This window comes from Leptolyngbya sp. 7M (genome assembly GCF_018128485.1).
Genome location: NZ_CP070897.1, coordinates 233,430 through 252,708 on the forward strand (window position 1 = coordinate 233,430; position 19,279 = coordinate 252,708).

Here is a 19,279-nt window from a genome sequence, read left to right on the forward strand (position 1 = left end):
ATAAAGTTTTGCGCATCTTGTTTTTTACTCATCATATGTGTTGCTTTCACACACTTGCTAGAAGAAATTACTTTTGCTCAAAAGTATAACGTAAGTGAACCAGCATTAATGGCCGGGAACATTTCCGGAAGGGTTTTTCAAGACTTTAATGGAAACGGGAATTTCGATTCGACAACTACGATCGCTAACAATGGCTTTGGGACTATCGGTGTCGCCATTGACCGCGGCATAAGCGGTGTGCAGGTACGAGCGTTCAATGCCGCCGGTGTTAACGTTACGCCGGGAGGGGTTGTGAATACTGACTCTAGCGGAAATTACACGATCTCGACAACAGATGCGGGTTCTGGTCCTTATCGTGTTGAGTTCACTAACCTTCCAGCTGGGTACTTCCCTTCGGCACGCAGCACAGATTCTGTGAATGGCGGGACAGCGACAAATTCTGGGTCAACAACACAGTTTGTTGCGTCAGCCCCGACCTCGAACGTTAATCTTGCGATAAACCATCCAATGGATTACTCTCAAAATAACCCTGAAGTTGCGGTCGCGATCTACTATGCTGGCGATCAGATAACTGGGGTGAACAGCGCATTACCCGCGCTTTCTACATTCCCTTATTCCGCAGGTAGTACCGACACATCCACGTCTGCAAGTATCCCCCTCTACGATTCTCCGGCATTGAATCCGATGGATATTACTGCGAGCCAGGCGGGGCCGACATTTGGCCTCGCATATGCAAGACGTGCAAAACGCCTATACGCAGCCGCATATTTCAAACGTCATGTTGGTTTTGGGCCACAAGGGCCAAATGCGATCTATGTCATTGACCGAACAGGACTCGGGACGGTTATTGGCCACTTCATCGTACCCGGTCCCGCCACCAACTTTCACGACACTTCGAATTATCCTCGTGATAATGGCAACACTGGTTGGGACGCTGTAGGCAAATCAAGCCTGGGCGGGCTTGCAATATCTGAGGATGAATCTATTTTGTACACCATAAATCTGGCGAACCGGACGCTTTATGCGCTGAATTCCAGTACGGGTGCGCTGGTAGCTTCACAGGCTACGCCGACAAGTTTGCCTTTGCCTTCGGGGACTTGTCCTGCGGCAGATGCTCGTCCTTTTGCGGTTACTATGCATCGAGGGCTGCTTTACGTCGGAATGGTGTGCAGTGCACAATCCAGTCCGAACGTTGACAGTTTTACGGATTCAAACAGCAATGGCATTCACGATGCGGGTGATTATTTCGTTGACTATAACAACAATGGTGTTCGCAACACAGGTGAGCCATATCTAAATCTGGTGGGCGGCACTGGCTATGATGCGGGAGAGGCTTTTACTGACGTGGACGGAAATGGTGTTTACAATTTGGGCGACGCCAGAAATCTTAGAGCATATGTTTACACGGTAAATCCATCAACGCTTGTCTTTAGCTCTTCACCTGTGTTTCAGATGCCGCTTAACTATCGCCGCGGCTTCAACCAAGTAAATCAGAGCGCGACCGGAACCTGGCGTCCCTGGTCAACGATATATCGAAACGCTTCGACCAATGCGACGCGTGTCGTTTATTCGCAGCCAATGTTGACCGATATCGCTTTCGATAACGGCAATTTGGTTCTTGGCTTCCGTGACCGGCTCGGTGATCAAGTCGGTAATGGAGCCTTATCGAATCCGGGTGATCCAAGCAATACGACATTCTATCAGCCGCGAACTGCGGGTGATATTATCAGGGCATGTGGAACGTTAGGGTCATGGACATTGGAAAACAACGGGCTGTGCGGTGGAACGGGAGGCGCCCCCGCCAACGTCGCCGAAGGTCCTGGCGGCGGTGAGTTCTACTACGGAGATTCATACACCCTTTCCGCTAATTTCGTTTTTCCAACGACTACTATCTTTGGAAAAGGAAGTAATCATTCAGAAACCGGCTCAGGCGGCGTAGCACAATTGCCTGGCGCACCAGATGTTATGATCACGAACTTCGATGCCGTACCTAATGTTGCTAATACGATACACGATGGCGGTATCCGCTGGCTGAGCAATACAACAGGGGCGTTCACAAAAGGGTATCGTCTTTATGACGGAGACGGTAACGACCCGGATACGATGGGAAAAGCCGGAGGCGTTGGCACAAGCATTGAGCTGCTTGTAGATCCGGCCCCGATCGAGATAGGGAATCGCGTTTGGCGCGACCTGAACAACAACGGTGTTCAGGACCCTAACGAACCCGGCATCGCCGGTGTAACGGTCAGGCTCTATCAGGGTTCAACCTTGGTCGGAATAGCGGTTACCGATGCAAATGGCGAATACTATTTTGTCGGCTCTTCATCCCCGGATTCTAACACGAGTGACAATATCGGACAGGTCAATGGTGGCATCCAATATCAAACAGCTTATCAGGTTCGCATAGACAATCCGACCAATTACGCATCGGGCGGGCCGCTTTTTGGGTTGATCGCAACAATACCTAATCAGAATACCCAGCTTGGAGATACCGATCAATCAGATTCAGATGCCTTGAACATGCCGAACCCGCCTGGTTCTCCTTCTGGCACGTTTCCCGTTATATCACTAACAACGGGCGGGCTAGGAGCAAACAACCATACATTCGATGTAGGATTTCGCCTCGCGCCTTCAGCTGCCAACGTTACTATATCTGGCTCAGTTTTTACGGCAAAGGGTATCCCTTTAAGTGGTGTCGATGTTTATCTTGTAGAAGCCGACGGCAGCACTCACCGTAGGCGAACCGGAACATTTGGTCACTACGTTTTTGCGGACATTGCCGCGGGTCAGCATATATTCGTGCATGTTGCCTCTCGACGATATAGCTTCATCGACCCGGTTAGATCAATAACGACGCTGGATAACATAGACGACCTGGTGTTCCGGTCCAGTGAACCTTGATCAAAGTTTACCGAACAGCATAAGCACACCGATCACAATGAAGGCTACAGCGACGATACGCTGTAGCCATTCTGCGGGAACTACTTGGGTCAACGCTCCGCCAACCAAAACCGCGAGCAGCGACACAATTACCAGTGCTGCACTTGCACCAAGAAACACAGCGATCTTTGAATCGGTCTTGGCGGTCAGGGTTATGATAGCGAGTTGGGTTTTATCACCAAGTTCGGCAAGAAACAGGGTTATGAACGCGGTTCCGAATATCTTCCAATCCATTCGGTCAGTTTAGCGCGAAATGCTCACGTCAACTCAATAGTCCGCGAGCTTTTCGAACTGACGGGTAAGCAGCATCCGATCGATCAGTGCCCGACGGCGACTGATCACTGTTCGAAAGCGGTGTGTGGTAAAACCCAACAGCTTTTTTAGCTCGGCAGATTGTTGCAACTTACAGAACATATGCAGCAGGATGGCTGATATGGCATTTGCTAATTGAGTTGCTGAGATACGCTCTGAAACATACAGTCTGCTGTCGGCAAATTCAAACTCTTTTTTTGTCGGATCGACAAATGGATAACGTTCGGCGACAAGTGAGCAAGCATTAGAAAAAATCCGTTCAAAATCTAGTCGCTGCGCAATGAACGCCATTTCCGCATTCTTCAATAGCTCAAGGATCAGTTCTTTTAGCTCAGCACGGTCGCGCATTCGCGAAATCTCGTCACGCTGCCTTTGTGACGAAATGATCTCAGAAGCGTTCGTATCGGTCCTCGAATAGGCCATTCTTCTAGCACTGGCTGAGATGTGCTCATCGACATAGACCCGCGCGGGTCTTTCCTTGAAAATGTATTCAAAAACGTTGACCTGCCCATGAGGTTCTCTTGACCGTGCAAGCAAATCCTTTAGAGCCTTCTCACCATTGTCAAAGGTTTTTGTTTGATGATCGAATTGACGTACGTGAACGCTACGTCCGGGCCGAAAGATCACCTCAGCCTCATAGTCTGAAAACTCGATGTGGATCCGGCCAACGAAGTGATAATGATAAAGGTGCTTTATCAGCTTCCCGACGTCAACAAATGACGTACTAAGCTTCTTATGGATAGGTTCTATCCGCATCACACCAAATGAGGCCGCAAATACCTCAGGGGATCAACTCTCTTTACTCTTGCTAGCACAAAAGGGCGAATCGGATAGGCATTCCAATTTTCTATTGCAGGATTTCTTGTTTTCTTAGTATTAACGTCGGCATTAACACCTTTACATTTCTTTACGATTCGAAACGAGACCATTCGTTGGATACACACGTCTAAATGATGCAGTTTTAGATCAAATAAGAACTACTTCCTTTGGAGGGTAATATGATCCAAGTACTCGTATTTTTGGCCGTGTTTGTGATAAGCGCTATCTCGGCTTTCTCACAGAGCGGTGAGGTAGATTTCTCAGGCAAATGGTCGCTTGACATCGAAGCTTCAAAGCTCGAGGCTCGTGACCGCATTGAATCAATGACAATGGACGTCTCGCAAAGCGCTGCCGAGATAACCATCGGAACAGTGACCAAACGTGCTGCCCCGCCGGATGGCGGAATGGGCGGACGCGGCGGCGGAATGGGAATGGGCAGGCCCGGCGGAGATGCCAAATTGACCTACAGCCTTGACGGTAAAGAAAAAACGATCGATCAGGCTACCCCAATGGGATCCGTGCCGGTTAGCCTAAAAGCAAAAATGGACAGCGGTAAACTGAAATTGAGCCAGACCCGTACTATAAGTGGTCCAATGGGAGAGATCTCCTTGACGACAAAAGAAGAGTGGAGCTTATCTTCGGATGGCAAGACATTGACAGTAAAACGCGAGACCATAACCCCACGCGGGACAATGTCCTCTACATTGGTCTTTACAAAAAACTAAAGCTTTCGCGATTGCCGATGATCATTCGGCAAAGCTCAGTTCTTCCGTTATTTCCTTAGCATAGTGCCGGGCAAGCTCAAGCTCGTCCGGCTTTAATGAAACTGCCCCAACCACTGCGTGTCCGCCGCCGCCATACCTTTCGCAGATCTCAGCAATGTTATGGACCCGCGGGCGCGGGGACCAAGGATTCGACCCGACCGAGATCTTTGTCCGGAACGAACTTTGGCTTACTGATACGACGTATGTGGTTTCGGGATAGAAATAATATGGTATGAACTTATTGTATCCCTCTATTCCGGTTCCGGCCAGATCAAAGGTTACAACGCCGCGTTCATAGGACGCCCGGCCCTTTATAACATCAACCGTCTTCCAGTGTTCATCGAGTATCGGATCAAGACGGGCTTTGATCGCATTGTCTTCAATGATCTCATCAAGCCGCATCTCGGTCATCATAGTAATTATTCGCTCAACAAATACAGGATCGCGCTCGCCTTCGATGACCTGCATTAATTTAAGTGCCGAAGATCGCAGCTCCACACACTGAGCCGCGTTCTCATAGAACGCCCCATCAATTATGTGGGCCCATTCTACAAGCTCCTCCAGGAATGGATCATAGAACCCGAACCTCTCCCTTGCGATACGTGCAATGAATTCAGCACACGATGCACTCTTAGTATCCAAAAATTTTCGTCCAGAGGTATCTGCAAGGAAATGTCGCTCATCTGCTTCCGACAAGAATGCTGATTGGTGATGATCGAACCACCAGGTCAAACGGTCGTCAGCACAATACTTGAAGTCGACTATTGCATTCTCATCTCCGTCAAGCAACTCCCTGTCAAAGGCATTGCCGGCGCGATGCATTGTAGGGGTATAACCGATCTCTGCATCAGCTGCTATCGAGCCGCGATAGAATTTTGTGAATATTGCGGCTGAAGAAACACCATCGAAGCAATTTCCGTGATAAAGGATCCGAAGTCTCATATGAGAACCTTTGCCCGAAGGCAAAACACTTCAGCTTAGAATTCGGGGATCCTTTCGTCAAGGGGTGAAAGCTATCAGTTTCGGCCCTTCAGGTATTCAGACGGAAGCGGATTATCAGGCGTCTCCGCAAGCCAGAAGATACTCATCACCCACCAACGCTTGCCGTCATATAGCAGCTGGATGCTGTTTATTCCGCGCATGAACGGGGTTTTCTCTTCTCTTTTTCGAAAAGCCTCGTAGGTTGAGAATGCATGGGCCAATGTGCCGTATCGGTCAACACGCCGGGCAACCTCCCGTTCATGAAAGCCATTATTCTTAAAGAACGGAGCGTTAGCGGTAATATAATCCTCCACGGACATTACGCTTGCAGCGGTCATACCTGTTTGGGCGTTTCTTCCGCTTGGAATGAGGCGTGCATCTTTGTGAAACAGTGTGCGGAGGCGATCCCAATCCCGTTCGACACCAGCATCGCCAGATATCACATCGTAAACAGCTTTGAGGATCTGGTCGATCGAGCCGACGTCCGCTGGATCTGCTTCTCTAGGTTGTGCAGAGATCACCGTCGCCGAGGTTGAAAGCATTAACAAAAGTATAAGTGCATATTTCATTCCGCTTTTTACGAAGCATCGATCATTAAGTTTCATCGTTAAGGGCTCCGAATAGAAAATTTGGTCTCGATCCGCTGTTGCACCAATGGCGGCAGCTGTTCGAAAAGATCAAGGCCGGTGCGTTCTTCTATCTCGGAAATGCTTGTAAGATACATCTTCCAGTCATTATTCTCTATCTTTTCAATATTAGGCATATCTACGGCGATGATCTGCATTCTATTTGGCAGTTCCTCGATCCTTCGTCCTCGCGGTACTGAAACGATCACCTTCCAGCAATTAGTTGGGGCGGTTACTTTTCGCTTTAGCCTTTCTCTTTCACCGTAAACACCGGCTATCTGATATACATCATTGCCCCGTCTCACAAGCGAACGTGCATGGGATTCAAGCTTCTGCCACGGATATTGGTTCAGAGCCGGTGTTTGAGGAACGATATTCGTCATCATGAAAGTTTCTTCATTAAGACGGGCATTGCCGAATCGATCAGCGCTCGGCACCATATGCCCGCGATCGTATCCGCTACCGGAGTAGTCGTAATAGTCTATTCGGGCAAATCCCTGCGGCAAACGCAGATCAGGACGGAACTGCGGTCGCATCAGCGGATCGCCAAGATCTTCGCGGACAGTTCTCCAAGAAACCCAGTTCACTGTCCCAAGCGACTCGTTGTAAGAAAACACTGAGCCGTTGCCGACCACAAGGAAATTATTTCTATCCGTAGGATCAAGAGTTGCCTTGGAAGGATTGCCAAAAGCGGCATGCGGGCTTTCAGGCCGAAACACCTCTTTTACAGGGCTATCTCCAGCTGCTGAGTGTTCTACCTCGCGGCCCCATGGCAGCTGTACGCAACCATTCAAAAAGAACGCGCAAAAAAGCAGAACTAAAAACATTCTAAACATTCGGCTACGGAGTCTCTCGCCAAGGATCATCTCAAGAATATTACCAAACTGCATTGCTCTTGGTTGCAAGCCAAAGTGGGTTGAGAAAAGCCAATTATCTTAGTGACGCCACAATGCGTTAAAATCAGTATGATGACGGATCGTCTCCATATACTCGGAAAAAAGCGGAGCGAATTGGCACAGATCTTTGCCGAAATGGGAGAGCCCCGCTTTAGAGCAGACCAGATGTTCCGCTCCGTCTACGGCCGACGCCTTCGTTCTTTTGATGAGATGACGGACCTCCCAAAAGGATTGAGGAAGAAGCTTTCGGAGGAAATTCAGCTTTGCTCGTTGATTGTCGAGTCAACGTTTATATCACTCGACGGAACTCGTCGATTTTTGATGAGAACTCATGATGGATATCCGGTAGAAACGGTTTTCATCCCCACAGAGAACCGCGATACGATTTGTTTTTCTTCACAGTCCGGATGCCCGCTTAAGTGCGATTTTTGTCTCACCGCCCGTCTTGGTCTGTTAAGGAATCTGACAGCCGGAGAAATAATCGAACAGATAATTATTGTACTTAATGATGTTTACGGCGTTGGAAAGGAGGCTCCGCACGGCACGAACTTGGTCGCTATGGGAGAAGGTGAACCTTTTCTTAACTTCGAGAACCTGCTAAACGCGGTTGAGATAATGTCGGACGAGACTGGTCTTCATATAGTTCCCGGCCGGATAACCATTTCGACCGCAGGGATCGTGCCCAAGATATATGAATTTGCTGAGCTTGATCGGAGACCGAATCTGGCCATTTCATTGACGGCCGCGAATGACGAACTGCGCAACCGACTGATGCCGATCAACAAACGCTGGCCAATAAAGGAATTGATGGATGCTGCCAAAACTTTCGAACAGACACTGAAACGCGGCGAGCGGTTTACATTTGAATATGTACTTCTTGGCGATGTAAACGATTCAGCCGAGCATGCTGCCGAACTTGCCGAGCTGATAAGAAAAAGCGGCTTGCAAAAAGTAAAGATCAATTTGATACCGCACAATCCTGCGGAAGGCCTTGAATACTCCCCTTCGGACCCACAACACGTAAAACGTTTTAAGAAAGATCTTGCCTCCTACGGGATCGATTCATATATCAGAACGCCACGCGGGCGCGACATTTATGCCGCTTGCGGACAACTAGCTGCAAAAGCGGCTTAGCTTTGTTATGGAACTTTTAATTCCCGGACTTATTCTTGTTGCATTGATGGTCTGGGCGTCAACCAAGATCAAGCGAGATGCTGCTGCGGCCTTTGCGGCTGAGAGGATCGATAATGAGCGCTTCTCTATCGATAAACCCGAAGGTTTCTTGCATGTGATAAATGATGATTCCGGCTTCGCATTCCGGGCATATTCGAAAGAATACGGTAATGGGGATGCTAAAGGCATAAGACAGGCAGAAATAGAGATCGAGATCTTTGAAGACTCAACTATCGAAGAGCGCAAAGAGACCCTGGCCAATGAAATAGGAGCTATTGATAATGAATATGTTTTTATAGATGCCGGTCGTAGGGCGTTTCGGGGTTTGATACCATATAAAAGGAATGAGATCGGGTTCTGCCAACATTTCAAGATTGTTCAGGAAAACAGTCGCGTGTTTGAATTGCGTGCCATCGTTCTCGCAGAGCATTTCGAATCATTGGAAGACGATCTGGAAAAAGCTATGAAAAGTTTTCATATCAAATGAACCATCTGACAGATAATTATTTGCATCTCATCTTACTTATGAAACGAAACGCCATTTTCTCTCTACCAATATTTCTGGCGGTTGTTCTCGCGGCCTCCTTAACGTCATCCGCTCAGACGGTATCCGGGTCGATCGGCAATGGGACCGTAGCAAAAGGCGGAACAGCCAGGGGAACGATCGTACTTTCGATACCCGGGAATTTGCATGTCAACTCTTCGCGTCCCAATAGTGAATATCTTATCCCCACCTCGGTCGCCCTTTCCACCTCGGGTGGTGTAGTTGTAAGCAGAGTGACATATCCGCGCGGCGTAAACCGCCGATTTCAGTTCTCTGATAAGCCGATAAATGTGTACGAAGGGACGGTAAGGTTTCCTTTTACGGTCCGCGTGCCCTCCAATTTTCGCGGAAATACTGTAACAGTAAACGCCGTGGTCAGATACCAGGCTTGCAATGATGAGGTTTGTTTCCCTCCGCGAGTTCGCAACATTACAATGACGGCGCGTGTCCGGTAAGTTTATCGGATTACATCAAAACTCTGGGGCACAAATTCTACTGCCCTTAATTCGCCGACAATCTTTCCTTTTGGCTTTGCATCGGGAAAGTAGGTGACGACTGCCCATAAACCGGGAAAGCGGGAGTTGCAGCCAAGTTCGACTTTACCCGCATTCGAAACAAAAGATGTTAACGTGACCGCTCCGGATACAGGAACCCGTAGGCTAATTTCCTGTGCTTCGACCCATGCGATCGCAGTCATATTCTTTCCGGAACATTCGATCCGGTCTATCTGGCCTAGCTTTCTGATCTCACCTTCGGCAGGCTTCCGCAAGCCCTCATTTATTTGCTGAAGGATCAATTTACTCTGCTCGCGTTCGTATGCGGCCTGGCGACTCCGCCGGAGTTTCGCAAGCTCTTCTTCGATCTTCCGTTCATTCGCAGCCAGATCGGTGGGCGGACCACCGATAACGTAGGTCGTTGGTGCGGCAAGCTCTTCGGCTGTCATAAACCTAAAGAATTCAGGAACAAAAATGATCGTTGAAAGAACCCCTTTGGTCTTGCTCCGCTCATCAGTCTCAGGACGATAGAAAAGCACAACAAGGTCCTCTTTATATGAGACATCGCAACCAATTTCGCGTTCGTTGGTTCCCTCAAGCAGCACGTCCAACGAGATCGATTGAAAATCACGGCTTTGCAACGCGAAGTCCCCTTGATCTCCCTTTATCTCATAACGAACCAACCCGCCGGAACAGGTTATGTGTTCTATCCGGCCTGTTGCTTTTACCTCTCCATACTTTGGGACGCCGACCCTGTGGTTTAGGTTTCTTAATACGCGTTCCCTATCAATGCGTTTTACCTCTTCAGCTGAAACCTCCTCTCGTCGCACCAACCTGATATCTGGTCGGATTGAGATCAGACCGCCATTCATCAGCTCGATCCCGGCAAGTTGTCTATTCGATTCCTCTAACTGCTTAACACTAGCAACTATTTCTTCAGCCTCACGGCTAGTGCGTTCATCAGAAGAGTTTTTCATCAGTCTTTCTGCCAGAGTTCTCGCATCTGCGAACTTTCCTTGCCGAAGCAAGATCTTCGACATCAATATGATGATCTCCTCGTTTCCCGGTTCCATCTGAAGTCCTCGGCGCAAAAGTCCTAGTGCTTCATCGATATACACACCGTTGACCATATTTACCCAGGCAAGCATCTTATAGCTTTGGGAAAACTCTGGGTTGAGTTCGATCGATCTCTGTAGAGACTCCCGAATTTTGGCGAAATTCTCTTCAGGAAAGCTTCTTACATAACCGAACTCGTCCATGCTCTCGCGACTAAGGGCATAAGCGTAAGAATAATGCGCAAGATGGTTTCGGTTGTCCGTCGCGATCGCCGTTTCGAGAAGCTCTCTTGCCTCATCAAATCGGCGTTCGCGCATACGCATCAGGCCGAGAGATGTGTGGGCCAATACTGAACCTGAGTCTAGTTCAAGCGCGCGTGCCAGATACTTTTCAGCGGCTTGACTGTCTCCTAACCGATAGAGCAGATCACCTAGATAAGCATTCGCTTGTGCCTCAGGCAGCGGAGTTGAGGTCATTGAATCCTCAAAATTTAGCTTGTTGCCCAACTTGATCACGGCTCCCTTGAACGAACGCTGGTCCAAATACTTTTTGAGCTCGCGTTCCATTTCCGAGTAACTTACCCCGAATGCCTTATTAAACCCTGATTCGAGCGAGCCTCCTTTGACAATGTCCGATACGAAGCTGCCTAACGAATCTGCGTTCGAGTCCTGCCGGCCATGCATAAGAAAATGAATTAGGGCCCAAGACTGAGCGTAAAAGATACTTCGAGAGCGTTCCCCGCCCGCGTGAACCTCACGATTGCTGATCGTAAAAAGATCTTTAAGAGGCATCATTTTGCTCGAACGAAGAAGCTCAAGATGGGCTACGTGATAATCGCCAAGAAAGATAATCTGGTCTTGTTCTATGCGAAAAGTTTCATAGTATTCAGCAAGGCCCTCATTAAACCAAGCCGGCAGATTCATTCTTCCAAAATTAGTGTCCATAAGATAATGGACGTACTCGTGGAATATGGTCTGAAAAGGATCCTGACTGCTTTTTTCAGCCGAAAGAGTTATGTAATTCATATCCTCGCTGGCCTGAAAATATCCGACGATCCCGTCATCTGGTTTTCCGTCGGGACGCTTCGGCTTGAATGACCGATAGTTTGACGAATTTTTGAAGACGATCACATTGGTTTGGCGTGGACTACTGAATTGAATTTTAGGAAAAAGAAGGCGAAAGGATTCGCGGAACTGTTCCAGACGGGTGCCGATGGCTTTTATGTCCTTTTCACTTGCATCTCCTATCAGATAAAAATTCTTAGTCCTAACCGAGATCCAGTTACCTTTCTCTCTCAATTGGCCATTGCCCGAGAAAGTCAATACTAAAAGGACTACAAGCGATGGGATTATCCTACATTTCAAAAACATTTTTACCTCTGGGATGGTATCGCGATTCTATTAGAGAGAAGTTGTTTCGGTCAACAAGAATGTGACCCGATAAGTGTGATCACACGGACCCGATCACCGAGAGTAGGCGGCCCGTCCGGCCAAATTTCTGTTTCTCGATACGATATGAAAAAAAGAGGTCGCTTCGCTCCATTGTGCAGAATGGGGCAGTAAATATCTGAGCAGGTGGAACACCTCTTGAGGTGAGTTGTTCGCGATTCGCTTGATGAAGATCGATAAAGGCGTGCCCCGGCCGCGTTTGCTTGAAAAGATGATCCGCGGCTTCGAATGCAGAGCTAAAGGCGTCTATCACTTCCTGCCCAACCTCATAATTTCTTCCACATGCGGCCGGACCGATCGCGGCCCATATGTCATTCGGATCCGTATCGAATTCCTGCATCATTCGATCAATTGTTAACGTTACGATGCCGCCTACGGTTCCTCGCCATCCTGCATGAACTGCCGCATAGGACCCGGTACGTTCATCACCGATCAGCACAGGAACACAATCCGCCGTCTTTACACCAACAAGCAGATTCTTTACCTGCGAAATGATGGCATCGCTTCGGGTTTCCGTTTCATCGGCATCAACTTCATTGCGAATGATCTTGATATCTGTTCCGTGCACTTGCCATACTGTCGATAGTTTAAGGTCACCCGGAAAAAGGTTCATGAAACGACGACGATTCTCGAATATATTTTCCGCTAGGTCGTCATCAAATCCGGCTAGATTAAGATCCGTCCCGAATCCCGCCTGTCGGCCGTCCTCCAAATTATTAAGGTTTGAAACACCGCCAAGCCGTGTCGAAAATGCGTTTATGAAGCCGGCCTCCTTTAGCGGTTCGCAGATCAATGCCCTCAGACCTGCCTCGTCTCGCCAATAGAACCCCGATTCTGCTAAAGTTTCATCGTCAACGGATGAATTGCTGGTTATGATCCTGTCCACGGGCATAGATATAGTCGAAGTCTATCGCATCGCTGAAACAATGGCGAGAACGCCGCGTTTTCGTGAGCGCGTTTTCACGCCCGCCGAACAAGAATATTGTGATTCAAAAGGGGCCGCAGCAGCACAGAGCTACGCCGGACGATTTGCTGCAAAAGAAGCCTTTCTCAAAGCTCTGAAAACGGGCTGGCGAGGAAAGATCACGTGGCATGATATACAGATAATCAACGATGCTGAAGGTGTGCCCGAATTGTCTATCTCAGGTGAGGCCGAACGTATTTTTGCCGAGCGAGGTTACGTCAGCTTACATCTTTCTATCTCTCACACGACAGAGCATGCGGTCGCTCACGTGATCTTTGAAGGGTAATGTTGTGTGCTGGCAACTTTGTATGCTGCCGGCTGCTTCCATGATACTGCTCAGATCAGTGTTTGTGTTGATATGAAATACGTCTGATAACCTTTATTTCACTTCTCCAGTCCTCATGCAATTCCCACCGCCATAGCTCGATCTCCGGCACAAGCAAACGGGCAAAACGGTCGAAATCATAATGAAAACTTAAAGCTGGAGCAACGCAATAAACCAAGGCGGGTCGATCCGCGATGATCCTTTCTCCAAACAGTCGGCCATGATTCAGGATACCTTTTCGCCGCTGTGATTCGATCCTTCGCCAATAATCCACGGCTTGCAAGACAAAAAGCGGATCGGGAGAGATCTTCAACTCGATGATGACAAGTCGGCCGTCGCGGCGGATAGCAAGAAGGTCAATCTTGTCATTCGAAGAATGAAACTGATTATAGACCGGCGAAAGTTCTAGGTTTGGGTCTAACTGTTTTATGTTCCGACGAAGGATCGATTCAAGCCAGGCTTCAGACATTCGGCGGAATAGTTCGTTCCTTCGGTTTGATGATTTGGGTGAACGGTGGATCCGTAGTTCGTCGATCATACCTGCTAGTTCCGGCTGTGTTCGCTGATCCAGTCGCCTTTGGACCTTATCGGTACCGAACCAAGCGGCTTCTCGTCCCAACACTTTGCGAACACGCGCGAAAGGAAGTCCATTAAAGCGCAGCGTTTCGCCGCGACGCGAGAAGACCACATCGATCGAATGCGGATCTTCCTGAATTATGCTTCGTGTTGTCCGGCTTGTAATTATCTCTGCCGGGATCGCAAGTTTTTGCGGCCGCCCTCGCCAAAGATCAGACAGCCGGAGCTCACTCAGGAATTCAGCTCTAGGAGGTTCTGCTGTTCGATCGATGGAGATGATCCTTAGGTTCTGTTTACTACCTTTTGCCAATAACGGAAACAAACGCTGCAATGCCCGAGCCTGACGGTTTTCCGCAGCTATCCAAACCTCTTCGGCCCCATCACGCGTTCGAGCACGAAGGTGATGAAGCCACTTTAATGCAGAAGCAAAGAGCGATTCGTGTGAAATGGTACCGGTAACATCGACTAAAACTCCGATAAGGCGTTTCCCTTTAAACCTAACCAGTATCTCAGCTGATCTTCCATTTGTTGTATTAAGCGACAAACAATGCGGCACTAGTCCATCAATGTTGTCTATAAGTATTTGGGCGATCTCATTTGCTCGCTCGAGCCGAGCGTATTCGATATTCGCCGCAAGTTCGGCAGCCGACGCTCGCGGGATCAGTCGCATTTCTTCATCGTCCGCTCCAAACCTGGATCGTAAGCCGATCACTATTCCCTTGTCTTCTATCGAGACCGACCGGACCCGCCGAAATGCGAAACCTTTCTCGTCCACGAAGCCGAAAAGAACTTTATCACCTACTTCTTTCAGTTCGATCTCATCACGGCGGAGCGACAGCGTCTTTCCGCTTTCCCGAACGGCAAGCCATTCGAAGCGGGACGCCAATGTTTCTGAAAGGCAGTTTAATTCTTCCATTCGAAAGTTTCGTCGAAGTATCTCATCATCGCATCCGCCCAATCACGATACCCCTGTTCCGAAGGATGAATGCCGTCAGCAAAAAATCCTTCTATCGGAACATTAGCAGGTTGCGGATAATAATAGACACGTTCCATTCTCGATGTGAATTCCCGCGTGTTCGCATCGTGTGACTGTGAAAGTGCCCAAAGTATGCCCTTGATGGGCTGAGGGATCGCCGGTGAAAGCTTGATCATCGGACAATTAGACATAAATATTGCAGCACTTGGATTCGCCCGACGGAGGATATCGAGAAGTTCGATCATATCGCGGCGCCATTTTTTCGGGCTGGAAAGCTTCATAACGTCATTCCCTCCCAAACCGACCAGAACGTGATCATGCTCTTCTTCAGGCATAAGCGGCACAAGCTCTTCGATCGTGCGCCGTGCAGTAACGCCATTCTTGCCCAAGACGCTCCATCGGACAGGCCTGCCGATCCGTTGGCTCAACTGAATAGCAAACTGTCCGGCTAAGGCTTCCCTGTGAGTCCGGGCGCCAAGACCCGCGACCGTTGATTCGCCAATAACAAATAGTTTTGCCGGCTCTTCGCTTCCTTCTCCGACAATACCTGAGGTCTCGCCAGTCGCCCCGGGTAATACCCCGACCTTTTTTCGGGTCAACTGGCCCTGTATATAAAGGAATGGTGATACTGGCAGCAATGCAGCGGCCGCGAGAAGATATTTCGTTTGCCACCTAGTAAGACTCATACCCGCAAATTCATCGACCCTATTATGATAAAATTCATTCAACCTGATGGCTTTGTCAAATATCTTCCAACCTGCAGGTTTTATTCTGGCAATGTTAATGTTGTCCGCCTCGTGCAGCTATTGGCGGTCAGATGAGCCTGCTAGCATCGCATCTCGCCCAACGCCGCAGCCTGATCTTCCGTTCGAAATAAGGGAACCGGAAGAATTCAAAGCTGAGATCGTTACCAAAACCGGCGCCAAACTATCCAAACGTGAGATTTATAAAGACGGGTCGAGGCTTCGTATAGATCTGTTTAACGGAGAAACAGTGTGGGAGACTTTCATTATGAATGGCCGATCTGTTGCGATCGATCATTTACGTCGCGTCTTTTGCGAGATCAGTGAAACGATCGGCGGTTCGGAGCCGGACTTTGCTCAAGACCTTACCATCAGACTGCTTAATGATCGGAAGTATTTGTCTTTCGAAGAGATAGGGATCGAGAATGGACTTCGGATATTTCGTGTAAGCGAAACCGTAAGATCGGACAGCCAGGCAAGGATATACTATGATGAGAATCGCAAGTTGATCGTCAAACAAGAGATATCCGATCTGCGAGGCGAAGGCAGAGAGGCCGTTCGTCTGGTAGAGGTCCGTTACAGCGAAACGCAATTGCCTGATTCGATTTTTACAATCCCACACGAATATAGACAAATATCGGAGGTTGAGTATTTCTCTGCCCGCCGCTGATATTTTGCCGCAGATTCTGCTCATATGGAACAGCTACGGAAATTTGCAAAGTATTTCGGTCCATATCGCGGCAGGATATTTCTTGGGATATTCTTCATCCTCGCTTCGATGTCTTTCGGGCTCCTAATACCGTCGCTTGTCGGCAAGGCAGTTGACGATCTTGCGGTTGGGATAACTTGGGAAAAGATAATTTACTATCCTCTGATAATTCTCGGAGCTAATTTAACAGCTGGCGTCTTTCTCTTTCTGCAAAGACGCCTCTTGATAAATACCTCACGACATATCGAATTCGATATGCGTAATGATTTTTACGCCGCGCTCGTCCATCAGCCGCTTGAATTTTTCCACAACAATCGGGTTGGCGACCTGATGGCCCGTGCGACCAACGATCTTGCCGCGATCCGGCAAATCGTCGGCCCGATGATACTTTACACATTTCAGGCAGTTTTCGCTCTTGCGATAACACTTCCGATCCTACTAAACATATCCGTAAAGCTGACTCTTTTTCTGCTCATCCCGCTTCCATTCGTTTCGCTAACGGTAAAGTTTTTGGGTGAAAGGATCCATCAGCGCTTTGAAAGGATCCAAGCATTTTTCTCCGATATCACCGCTCGGACACAAGAAAATTTGACCGGAGTACGGGTTGTACGCGCATATGCCCAGGAAGCCGCAGAGATCGAGGAATTTGAAAAACTTAATCAAGAGTATGCGGCACAGAATCTTCGACTGGTGAAATACTCTGCGGCAATGCGCCCGCTGTTGTTCTTTTTTATTGGGCTTGGTTTTGTGATCATCGTTGCGGTCGGGGTGCCGATGGCAGTCCGAGAAGAGATAACGGCGGGTGAGTTCACGGCTTTCATTCTTTACCTTCAGCGTATGATCTGGTATTTGATCGCCCTGGGCTACGTGGTGAATCTGTACCAGCGAGGAACTGCATCACTTAAACGATTCAATGCGATCCTAGAAACTGAACCGACAATAAAAGATAAGGACGACGTTCAAGAACAGCCGCCTATTAAAGGCGCCGTCGAATTCAAGGAACTCACGTTCTCATACAACGGCAGATCCGCCCTTAAGAATATCAACCTAAAAATCGAACCGGGAAAGACGATCGCATTCGTTGGACGTACGGGAAGCGGTAAATCAACTCTGATGCACCTCGTGCCAAGATTGCTCGATGCACCAGCCGGAAGTGTTCTTATCGACGGCCGTCCGATCCGTGAGTATCCTCTTGAACAGCTTCGTCGTGCTATAGGGTTCGTACCGCAAGAAACTTTCCTTTTCAGCGATTCGCTTGCAGAGAATATCGCATTCGGCGTTTCAAACTATGGGTCATTACAGTTCAGGAATGGAAAAGCCTCAGGGCTAGAGCGACCTGCGGGTCCGAATGACGACACAACCAAATCATATCGTCCGGCAGCTTCATATCCCGTTGGTTCAATATCTGTTGAGAAGGCCGCGTCCGTTGCGGGATTGACGGAAGACATAAAGGGCTTTCCAAACAAATACGAACAGATGGTAGGAGAACGCGGTATTACACTTTCGGGCGGCCAAAAACAAAGAACTGCTATTGCAAGAGCCATAATGCGCGATCCGCGAATACTTATTCTTGATGATTCGCTTTCTGCGGTCGATACATACACTGAAGAGCAGATACTGCATAATCTGCGAGGCATCCGCCGCGAACGAACAACCCTCATCGTGTCGCACCGAGTATCGACCATTCGCGATGCCGATCTAATATGTGTGCTTGAAGAAGGCAGTATAATCGAACGAGGTACGCACGAAGAGCTGCTCGCACAGAACGGGGAATACGCACAACTTTATCAGCGGCAATTGCTTGAAGAAGAACTCGAATCTGCATGATCTATCTAACCGTAATGACCACAACCGATGAATGAACTCGACCAAAAATATCGTACGATGGTGATCCTGTGGGCGATACTCCTTTTCTCGCAATTGCTTTTTGTCGTGGTCATCTATTCAGCAAAGGGTGGCGAGATCGTGCTTGACCCGGGGCAGTCATTGCTTGGTGACCTTTCCCCGATAGTCATTGGCGCGGCGATGCTTGCCTTTGCCAATCTTGTGATCTCGTTTGTTTTAAGAAAAAAGATCATCGAACAGGGTATAGGAGAACAAAAACCACAATATATTCAAACGGCTTTGATACTCGGCTGTGCAATTTGCGAGGTGATCTCGATAACCGGACTAGTCCTTGCTCTTGTATTCCACTATCCATATTTTTACCTTTGGTTAACACTGGGTTTTATTGGTATTTTCCTCCACTTCCCGCGGTATAGACACCTTGAGGCGGCCAGTATGAATCAACAGAAATAAAAAGCCGCCTCGGAAAGGCCCAAGGCGGCACCAAGATTAAAAAAATTTTTGATCTATGGAACGTGAACCGTTACTGTCCGGCGGCCAAAGCGACGTGCTTCAGCACAACTTGCCATCCAAATATCGATCTTGTTCCCTTTGATCCTACCTCCAGTATCAGCAACGACATAATTGCCGCTGTAAGCACCCGCACCAAGATTCACCTTTGTGCCGAGCTTTAAGACACGTGGATCGGCAGCAATAACGCCATTACCGACCATTCGTCCGGAGGCTGTCTTCCCCCGTAGACAATATGCAGTGGCCGTAAATCTACCTCGGTTTGCACCAACAGCTGCTGATGATACTGTCTTTTCAACTAACTTCTTGTCTTCTGCCTTTTCTCCCTCTTTTTTCTTATCTTGCTCTTTATTTTGTATTAATAGATCAAGTGTATTTTTATCTTCTTTACTAATCTCTAATTTCTTATTATCTGGTGTTGCCTCTGGTTTAATAACGCTTATATCAAATTGTAATTGCGAATCATTCGCTATAACGGGGACATCCTCTGTCTGCGTCTGTGCGTAAACAAATACGAAAAGACCGCTTACTAACGACAGAATAATTCCTCCTCTAACGAGATCTTTCATTATTCTTCG

19 protein-coding genes are annotated in these 19,279 nt (G+C 48.4%); 9 read left to right on the forward strand and 10 right to left on the reverse strand.

Going from position 1 to position 19,279, the window contains the following annotated elements:
* The first annotated feature begins 54 nt into the window (after positions 1 to 54).
* A complete protein-coding gene (locus tag JVX88_RS01065) occupies positions 55 to 2,901 on the forward strand; it encodes an SdrD B-like domain-containing protein (RefSeq protein WP_211624930.1) in 2,847 nt (948 codons plus the stop codon).
* On the opposite strand, the gene JVX88_RS01070 is transcribed toward JVX88_RS01065, so the two are convergent.
* Both JVX88_RS01070 and JVX88_RS01075 read right to left on the reverse strand, forming a co-directional pair.
* Positions 2,902 to 3,174 (reverse strand): TMEM165/GDT1 family protein, encoded by a 273-nt coding sequence (locus JVX88_RS01070; protein WP_211624932.1) that lies wholly within the window; start codon positions 3,172 to 3,174, stop codon positions 2,902 to 2,904.
* Positions 3,175 to 3,207: 33 nt separating this feature from the next.
* Positions 3,208 to 4,008 carry a hypothetical protein gene (locus JVX88_RS01075; RefSeq protein WP_211624933.1) on the reverse strand — a complete coding sequence of 267 codons (801 nt, stop codon included), beginning with the start codon at positions 4,006 to 4,008 and terminating at the stop codon, positions 3,208 to 3,210.
* Positions 4,009 to 4,250: 242 nt separating this feature from the next.
* Between JVX88_RS01075 and JVX88_RS01080 the strand changes: the two genes are divergently transcribed.
* Positions 4,251 to 4,796: a hypothetical protein gene (locus JVX88_RS01080; protein ID WP_211624935.1), complete on the forward strand. Its 546-nt coding sequence runs from the start codon at positions 4,251 to 4,253 to the stop codon at positions 4,794 to 4,796.
* Positions 4,797 to 4,817: 21 nt separating this feature from the next.
* Here the strand turns inward: JVX88_RS01080 and JVX88_RS01085 are convergent, their stop codons facing one another.
* From JVX88_RS01085 to JVX88_RS01095, 3 genes are all read right to left on the reverse strand, one after another.
* Entirely contained in the window at positions 4,818 to 5,777 is a 960-nt protein-coding gene (locus JVX88_RS01085; RefSeq protein ID WP_211624937.1) for a hypothetical protein, read from the reverse strand.
* Positions 5,778 to 5,851: 74 nt separating this feature from the next.
* Entirely contained in the window at positions 5,852 to 6,421 is a 570-nt protein-coding gene (locus tag JVX88_RS01090; RefSeq protein ID WP_211624939.1) for a hypothetical protein, read from the reverse strand.
* A 2-nt stretch (positions 6,422 to 6,423) separates the two neighbouring features.
* Positions 6,424 to 7,269, reverse strand: coding sequence for a DNA/RNA non-specific endonuclease (locus JVX88_RS01095; RefSeq protein ID WP_211624941.1), 846 nt, complete (start codon positions 7,267 to 7,269; stop codon positions 6,424 to 6,426).
* A gap of 138 nt (positions 7,270 to 7,407) precedes the next feature.
* Between JVX88_RS01095 and rlmN the strand changes: the two genes are divergently transcribed.
* Genes rlmN through JVX88_RS01110 form a run of 3 tightly spaced genes read left to right on the forward strand, consistent with a single transcriptional unit; the run spans position 7,408 to position 9,510 of the window.
* The gene (rlmN, locus tag JVX88_RS01100; RefSeq protein WP_211624943.1) at positions 7,408 to 8,472 is read left to right on the forward strand and encodes a 23S rRNA (adenine(2503)-C(2))-methyltransferase RlmN; all 1,065 of its coding nucleotides are present in this window, start codon (positions 7,408 to 7,410) and stop codon (positions 8,470 to 8,472) included.
* A 7-nt stretch (positions 8,473 to 8,479) separates the two neighbouring features.
* Positions 8,480 to 8,998, forward strand: a complete 519-nt coding sequence (locus JVX88_RS01105; RefSeq protein ID WP_211624945.1) for a hypothetical protein — start codon at positions 8,480 to 8,482, stop codon at positions 8,996 to 8,998.
* A 38-nt stretch (positions 8,999 to 9,036) separates the two neighbouring features.
* Complete coding sequence (locus tag JVX88_RS01110; protein WP_211624947.1) at positions 9,037 to 9,510, forward strand: protein-disulfide reductase DsbD domain-containing protein; 474 nt, start codon at positions 9,037 to 9,039, stop codon at positions 9,508 to 9,510.
* Between the two features lie 2 nt (positions 9,511 to 9,512).
* On the opposite strand, the gene JVX88_RS01115 is transcribed toward JVX88_RS01110, so the two are convergent.
* Together JVX88_RS01115 and pgeF are read right to left on the reverse strand one after the other, a co-directional pair.
* Positions 9,513 to 11,903 (reverse strand): tetratricopeptide repeat protein, encoded by a 2,391-nt coding sequence (locus JVX88_RS01115; RefSeq protein WP_211624949.1) that lies wholly within the window; start codon positions 11,901 to 11,903, stop codon positions 9,513 to 9,515.
* A 151-nt stretch (positions 11,904 to 12,054) separates the two neighbouring features.
* Positions 12,055 to 12,939 carry a peptidoglycan editing factor PgeF gene (pgeF, locus tag JVX88_RS01120; protein WP_211624951.1) on the reverse strand — a complete coding sequence of 295 codons (885 nt, stop codon included), beginning with the start codon at positions 12,937 to 12,939 and terminating at the stop codon, positions 12,055 to 12,057.
* On the opposite strand from pgeF, the gene JVX88_RS01125 reads away from it, so the two are divergent.
* Positions 12,926 to 13,303: a holo-ACP synthase gene (locus JVX88_RS01125; protein ID WP_211624953.1), complete on the forward strand. Its 378-nt coding sequence runs from the start codon at positions 12,926 to 12,928 to the stop codon at positions 13,301 to 13,303. The genes pgeF and JVX88_RS01125 overlap by 14 nt on opposite strands.
* Before the next feature lie 55 nt (positions 13,304 to 13,358).
* Here JVX88_RS01125 and JVX88_RS01130 read toward each other — a convergent pair whose 3' ends face one another.
* Both JVX88_RS01130 and JVX88_RS01135 read right to left on the reverse strand, forming a co-directional pair.
* Positions 13,359 to 14,834 (reverse strand): hypothetical protein, encoded by a 1,476-nt coding sequence (locus JVX88_RS01130; protein ID WP_211624955.1) that lies wholly within the window; start codon positions 14,832 to 14,834, stop codon positions 13,359 to 13,361.
* The gene (locus JVX88_RS01135) at positions 14,822 to 15,580 is read right to left on the reverse strand and encodes an SGNH/GDSL hydrolase family protein (RefSeq protein ID WP_211624957.1); all 759 of its coding nucleotides are present in this window, start codon (positions 15,578 to 15,580) and stop codon (positions 14,822 to 14,824) included. The genes JVX88_RS01130 and JVX88_RS01135 overlap by 13 nt, the downstream gene beginning before the upstream one ends.
* Positions 15,581 to 15,671: 91 nt before the next feature.
* On the opposite strand from JVX88_RS01135, the gene JVX88_RS01140 reads away from it, so the two are divergent.
* Genes JVX88_RS01140 through JVX88_RS01150 form a run of 3 tightly spaced genes read left to right on the forward strand, consistent with a single transcriptional unit; the run spans position 15,672 to position 18,644 of the window.
* Positions 15,672 to 16,307 carry a hypothetical protein gene (locus JVX88_RS01140; RefSeq protein ID WP_211624959.1) on the forward strand — a complete coding sequence of 212 codons (636 nt, stop codon included), beginning with the start codon at positions 15,672 to 15,674 and terminating at the stop codon, positions 16,305 to 16,307.
* 24 nt (positions 16,308 to 16,331) lie between these two features.
* Entirely contained in the window at positions 16,332 to 18,173 is a 1,842-nt protein-coding gene (locus JVX88_RS01145) for an ABC transporter ATP-binding protein (RefSeq protein ID WP_211624961.1), read from the forward strand.
* Between the two features lie 27 nt (positions 18,174 to 18,200).
* Positions 18,201 to 18,644, forward strand: coding sequence for a hypothetical protein (locus tag JVX88_RS01150; protein ID WP_211624963.1), 444 nt, complete (start codon positions 18,201 to 18,203; stop codon positions 18,642 to 18,644).
* 53 nt (positions 18,645 to 18,697) lie between these two features.
* On the opposite strand, the gene JVX88_RS01155 is transcribed toward JVX88_RS01150, so the two are convergent.
* Positions 18,698 to 19,270, reverse strand: a complete 573-nt coding sequence (locus JVX88_RS01155; RefSeq protein ID WP_211624965.1) for a 3D domain-containing protein — start codon at positions 19,268 to 19,270, stop codon at positions 18,698 to 18,700.
* Positions 19,271 to 19,279: the final 9 nt, after the last annotated feature.

Bases quoted from the DNA above. Each gene is read 5' to 3' on its own strand.
- JVX88_RS01070 (WP_211624932.1), bottom strand. From the start codon at position 3,174: ATGGATTGGAAGATATTCGGAACCGCGTTCATAACCCTGTTTCTTGCC.
- JVX88_RS01075 (WP_211624933.1), bottom strand. From the start codon at position 4,008: ATGCGGATAGAACCTATCCATAAGAAGCTTAGTACGTCATTTGTTGAC.
- JVX88_RS01080 (WP_211624935.1), top strand. From the start codon at position 4,251: ATGATCCAAGTACTCGTATTTTTGGCCGTGTTTGTGATAAGCGCTATC.
- JVX88_RS01085 (WP_211624937.1), bottom strand. From the start codon at position 5,777: ATGAGACTTCGGATCCTTTATCACGGAAATTGCTTCGATGGTGTTTCT.
- JVX88_RS01090 (WP_211624939.1), bottom strand. From the start codon at position 6,421: ATGAAACTTAATGATCGATGCTTCGTAAAAAGCGGAATGAAATATGCA.
- JVX88_RS01095 (WP_211624941.1), bottom strand. From the start codon at position 7,269: ATGTTTTTAGTTCTGCTTTTTTGCGCGTTCTTTTTGAATGGTTGCGTA.
- rlmN (WP_211624943.1), top strand. From the start codon at position 7,408: ATGATGACGGATCGTCTCCATATACTCGGAAAAAAGCGGAGCGAATTG.
- JVX88_RS01105 (WP_211624945.1), top strand. From the start codon at position 8,480: ATGGAACTTTTAATTCCCGGACTTATTCTTGTTGCATTGATGGTCTGG.
- JVX88_RS01110 (WP_211624947.1), top strand. From the start codon at position 9,037: ATGAAACGAAACGCCATTTTCTCTCTACCAATATTTCTGGCGGTTGTT.
- JVX88_RS01125 (WP_211624953.1), top strand. From the start codon at position 12,926: ATGATCCTGTCCACGGGCATAGATATAGTCGAAGTCTATCGCATCGCT.
- JVX88_RS01130 (WP_211624955.1), bottom strand. From the start codon at position 14,834: ATGGAAGAATTAAACTGCCTTTCAGAAACATTGGCGTCCCGCTTCGAA.
- JVX88_RS01135 (WP_211624957.1), bottom strand. From the start codon at position 15,580: ATGAGTCTTACTAGGTGGCAAACGAAATATCTTCTCGCGGCCGCTGCA.
- JVX88_RS01140 (WP_211624959.1), top strand. From the start codon at position 15,672: ATGTTAATGTTGTCCGCCTCGTGCAGCTATTGGCGGTCAGATGAGCCT.
- JVX88_RS01145 (WP_211624961.1), top strand. From the start codon at position 16,332: ATGGAACAGCTACGGAAATTTGCAAAGTATTTCGGTCCATATCGCGGC.
- JVX88_RS01150 (WP_211624963.1), top strand. From the start codon at position 18,201: ATGAATGAACTCGACCAAAAATATCGTACGATGGTGATCCTGTGGGCG.
- JVX88_RS01155 (WP_211624965.1), bottom strand. From the start codon at position 19,270: ATGAAAGATCTCGTTAGAGGAGGAATTATTCTGTCGTTAGTAAGCGGT.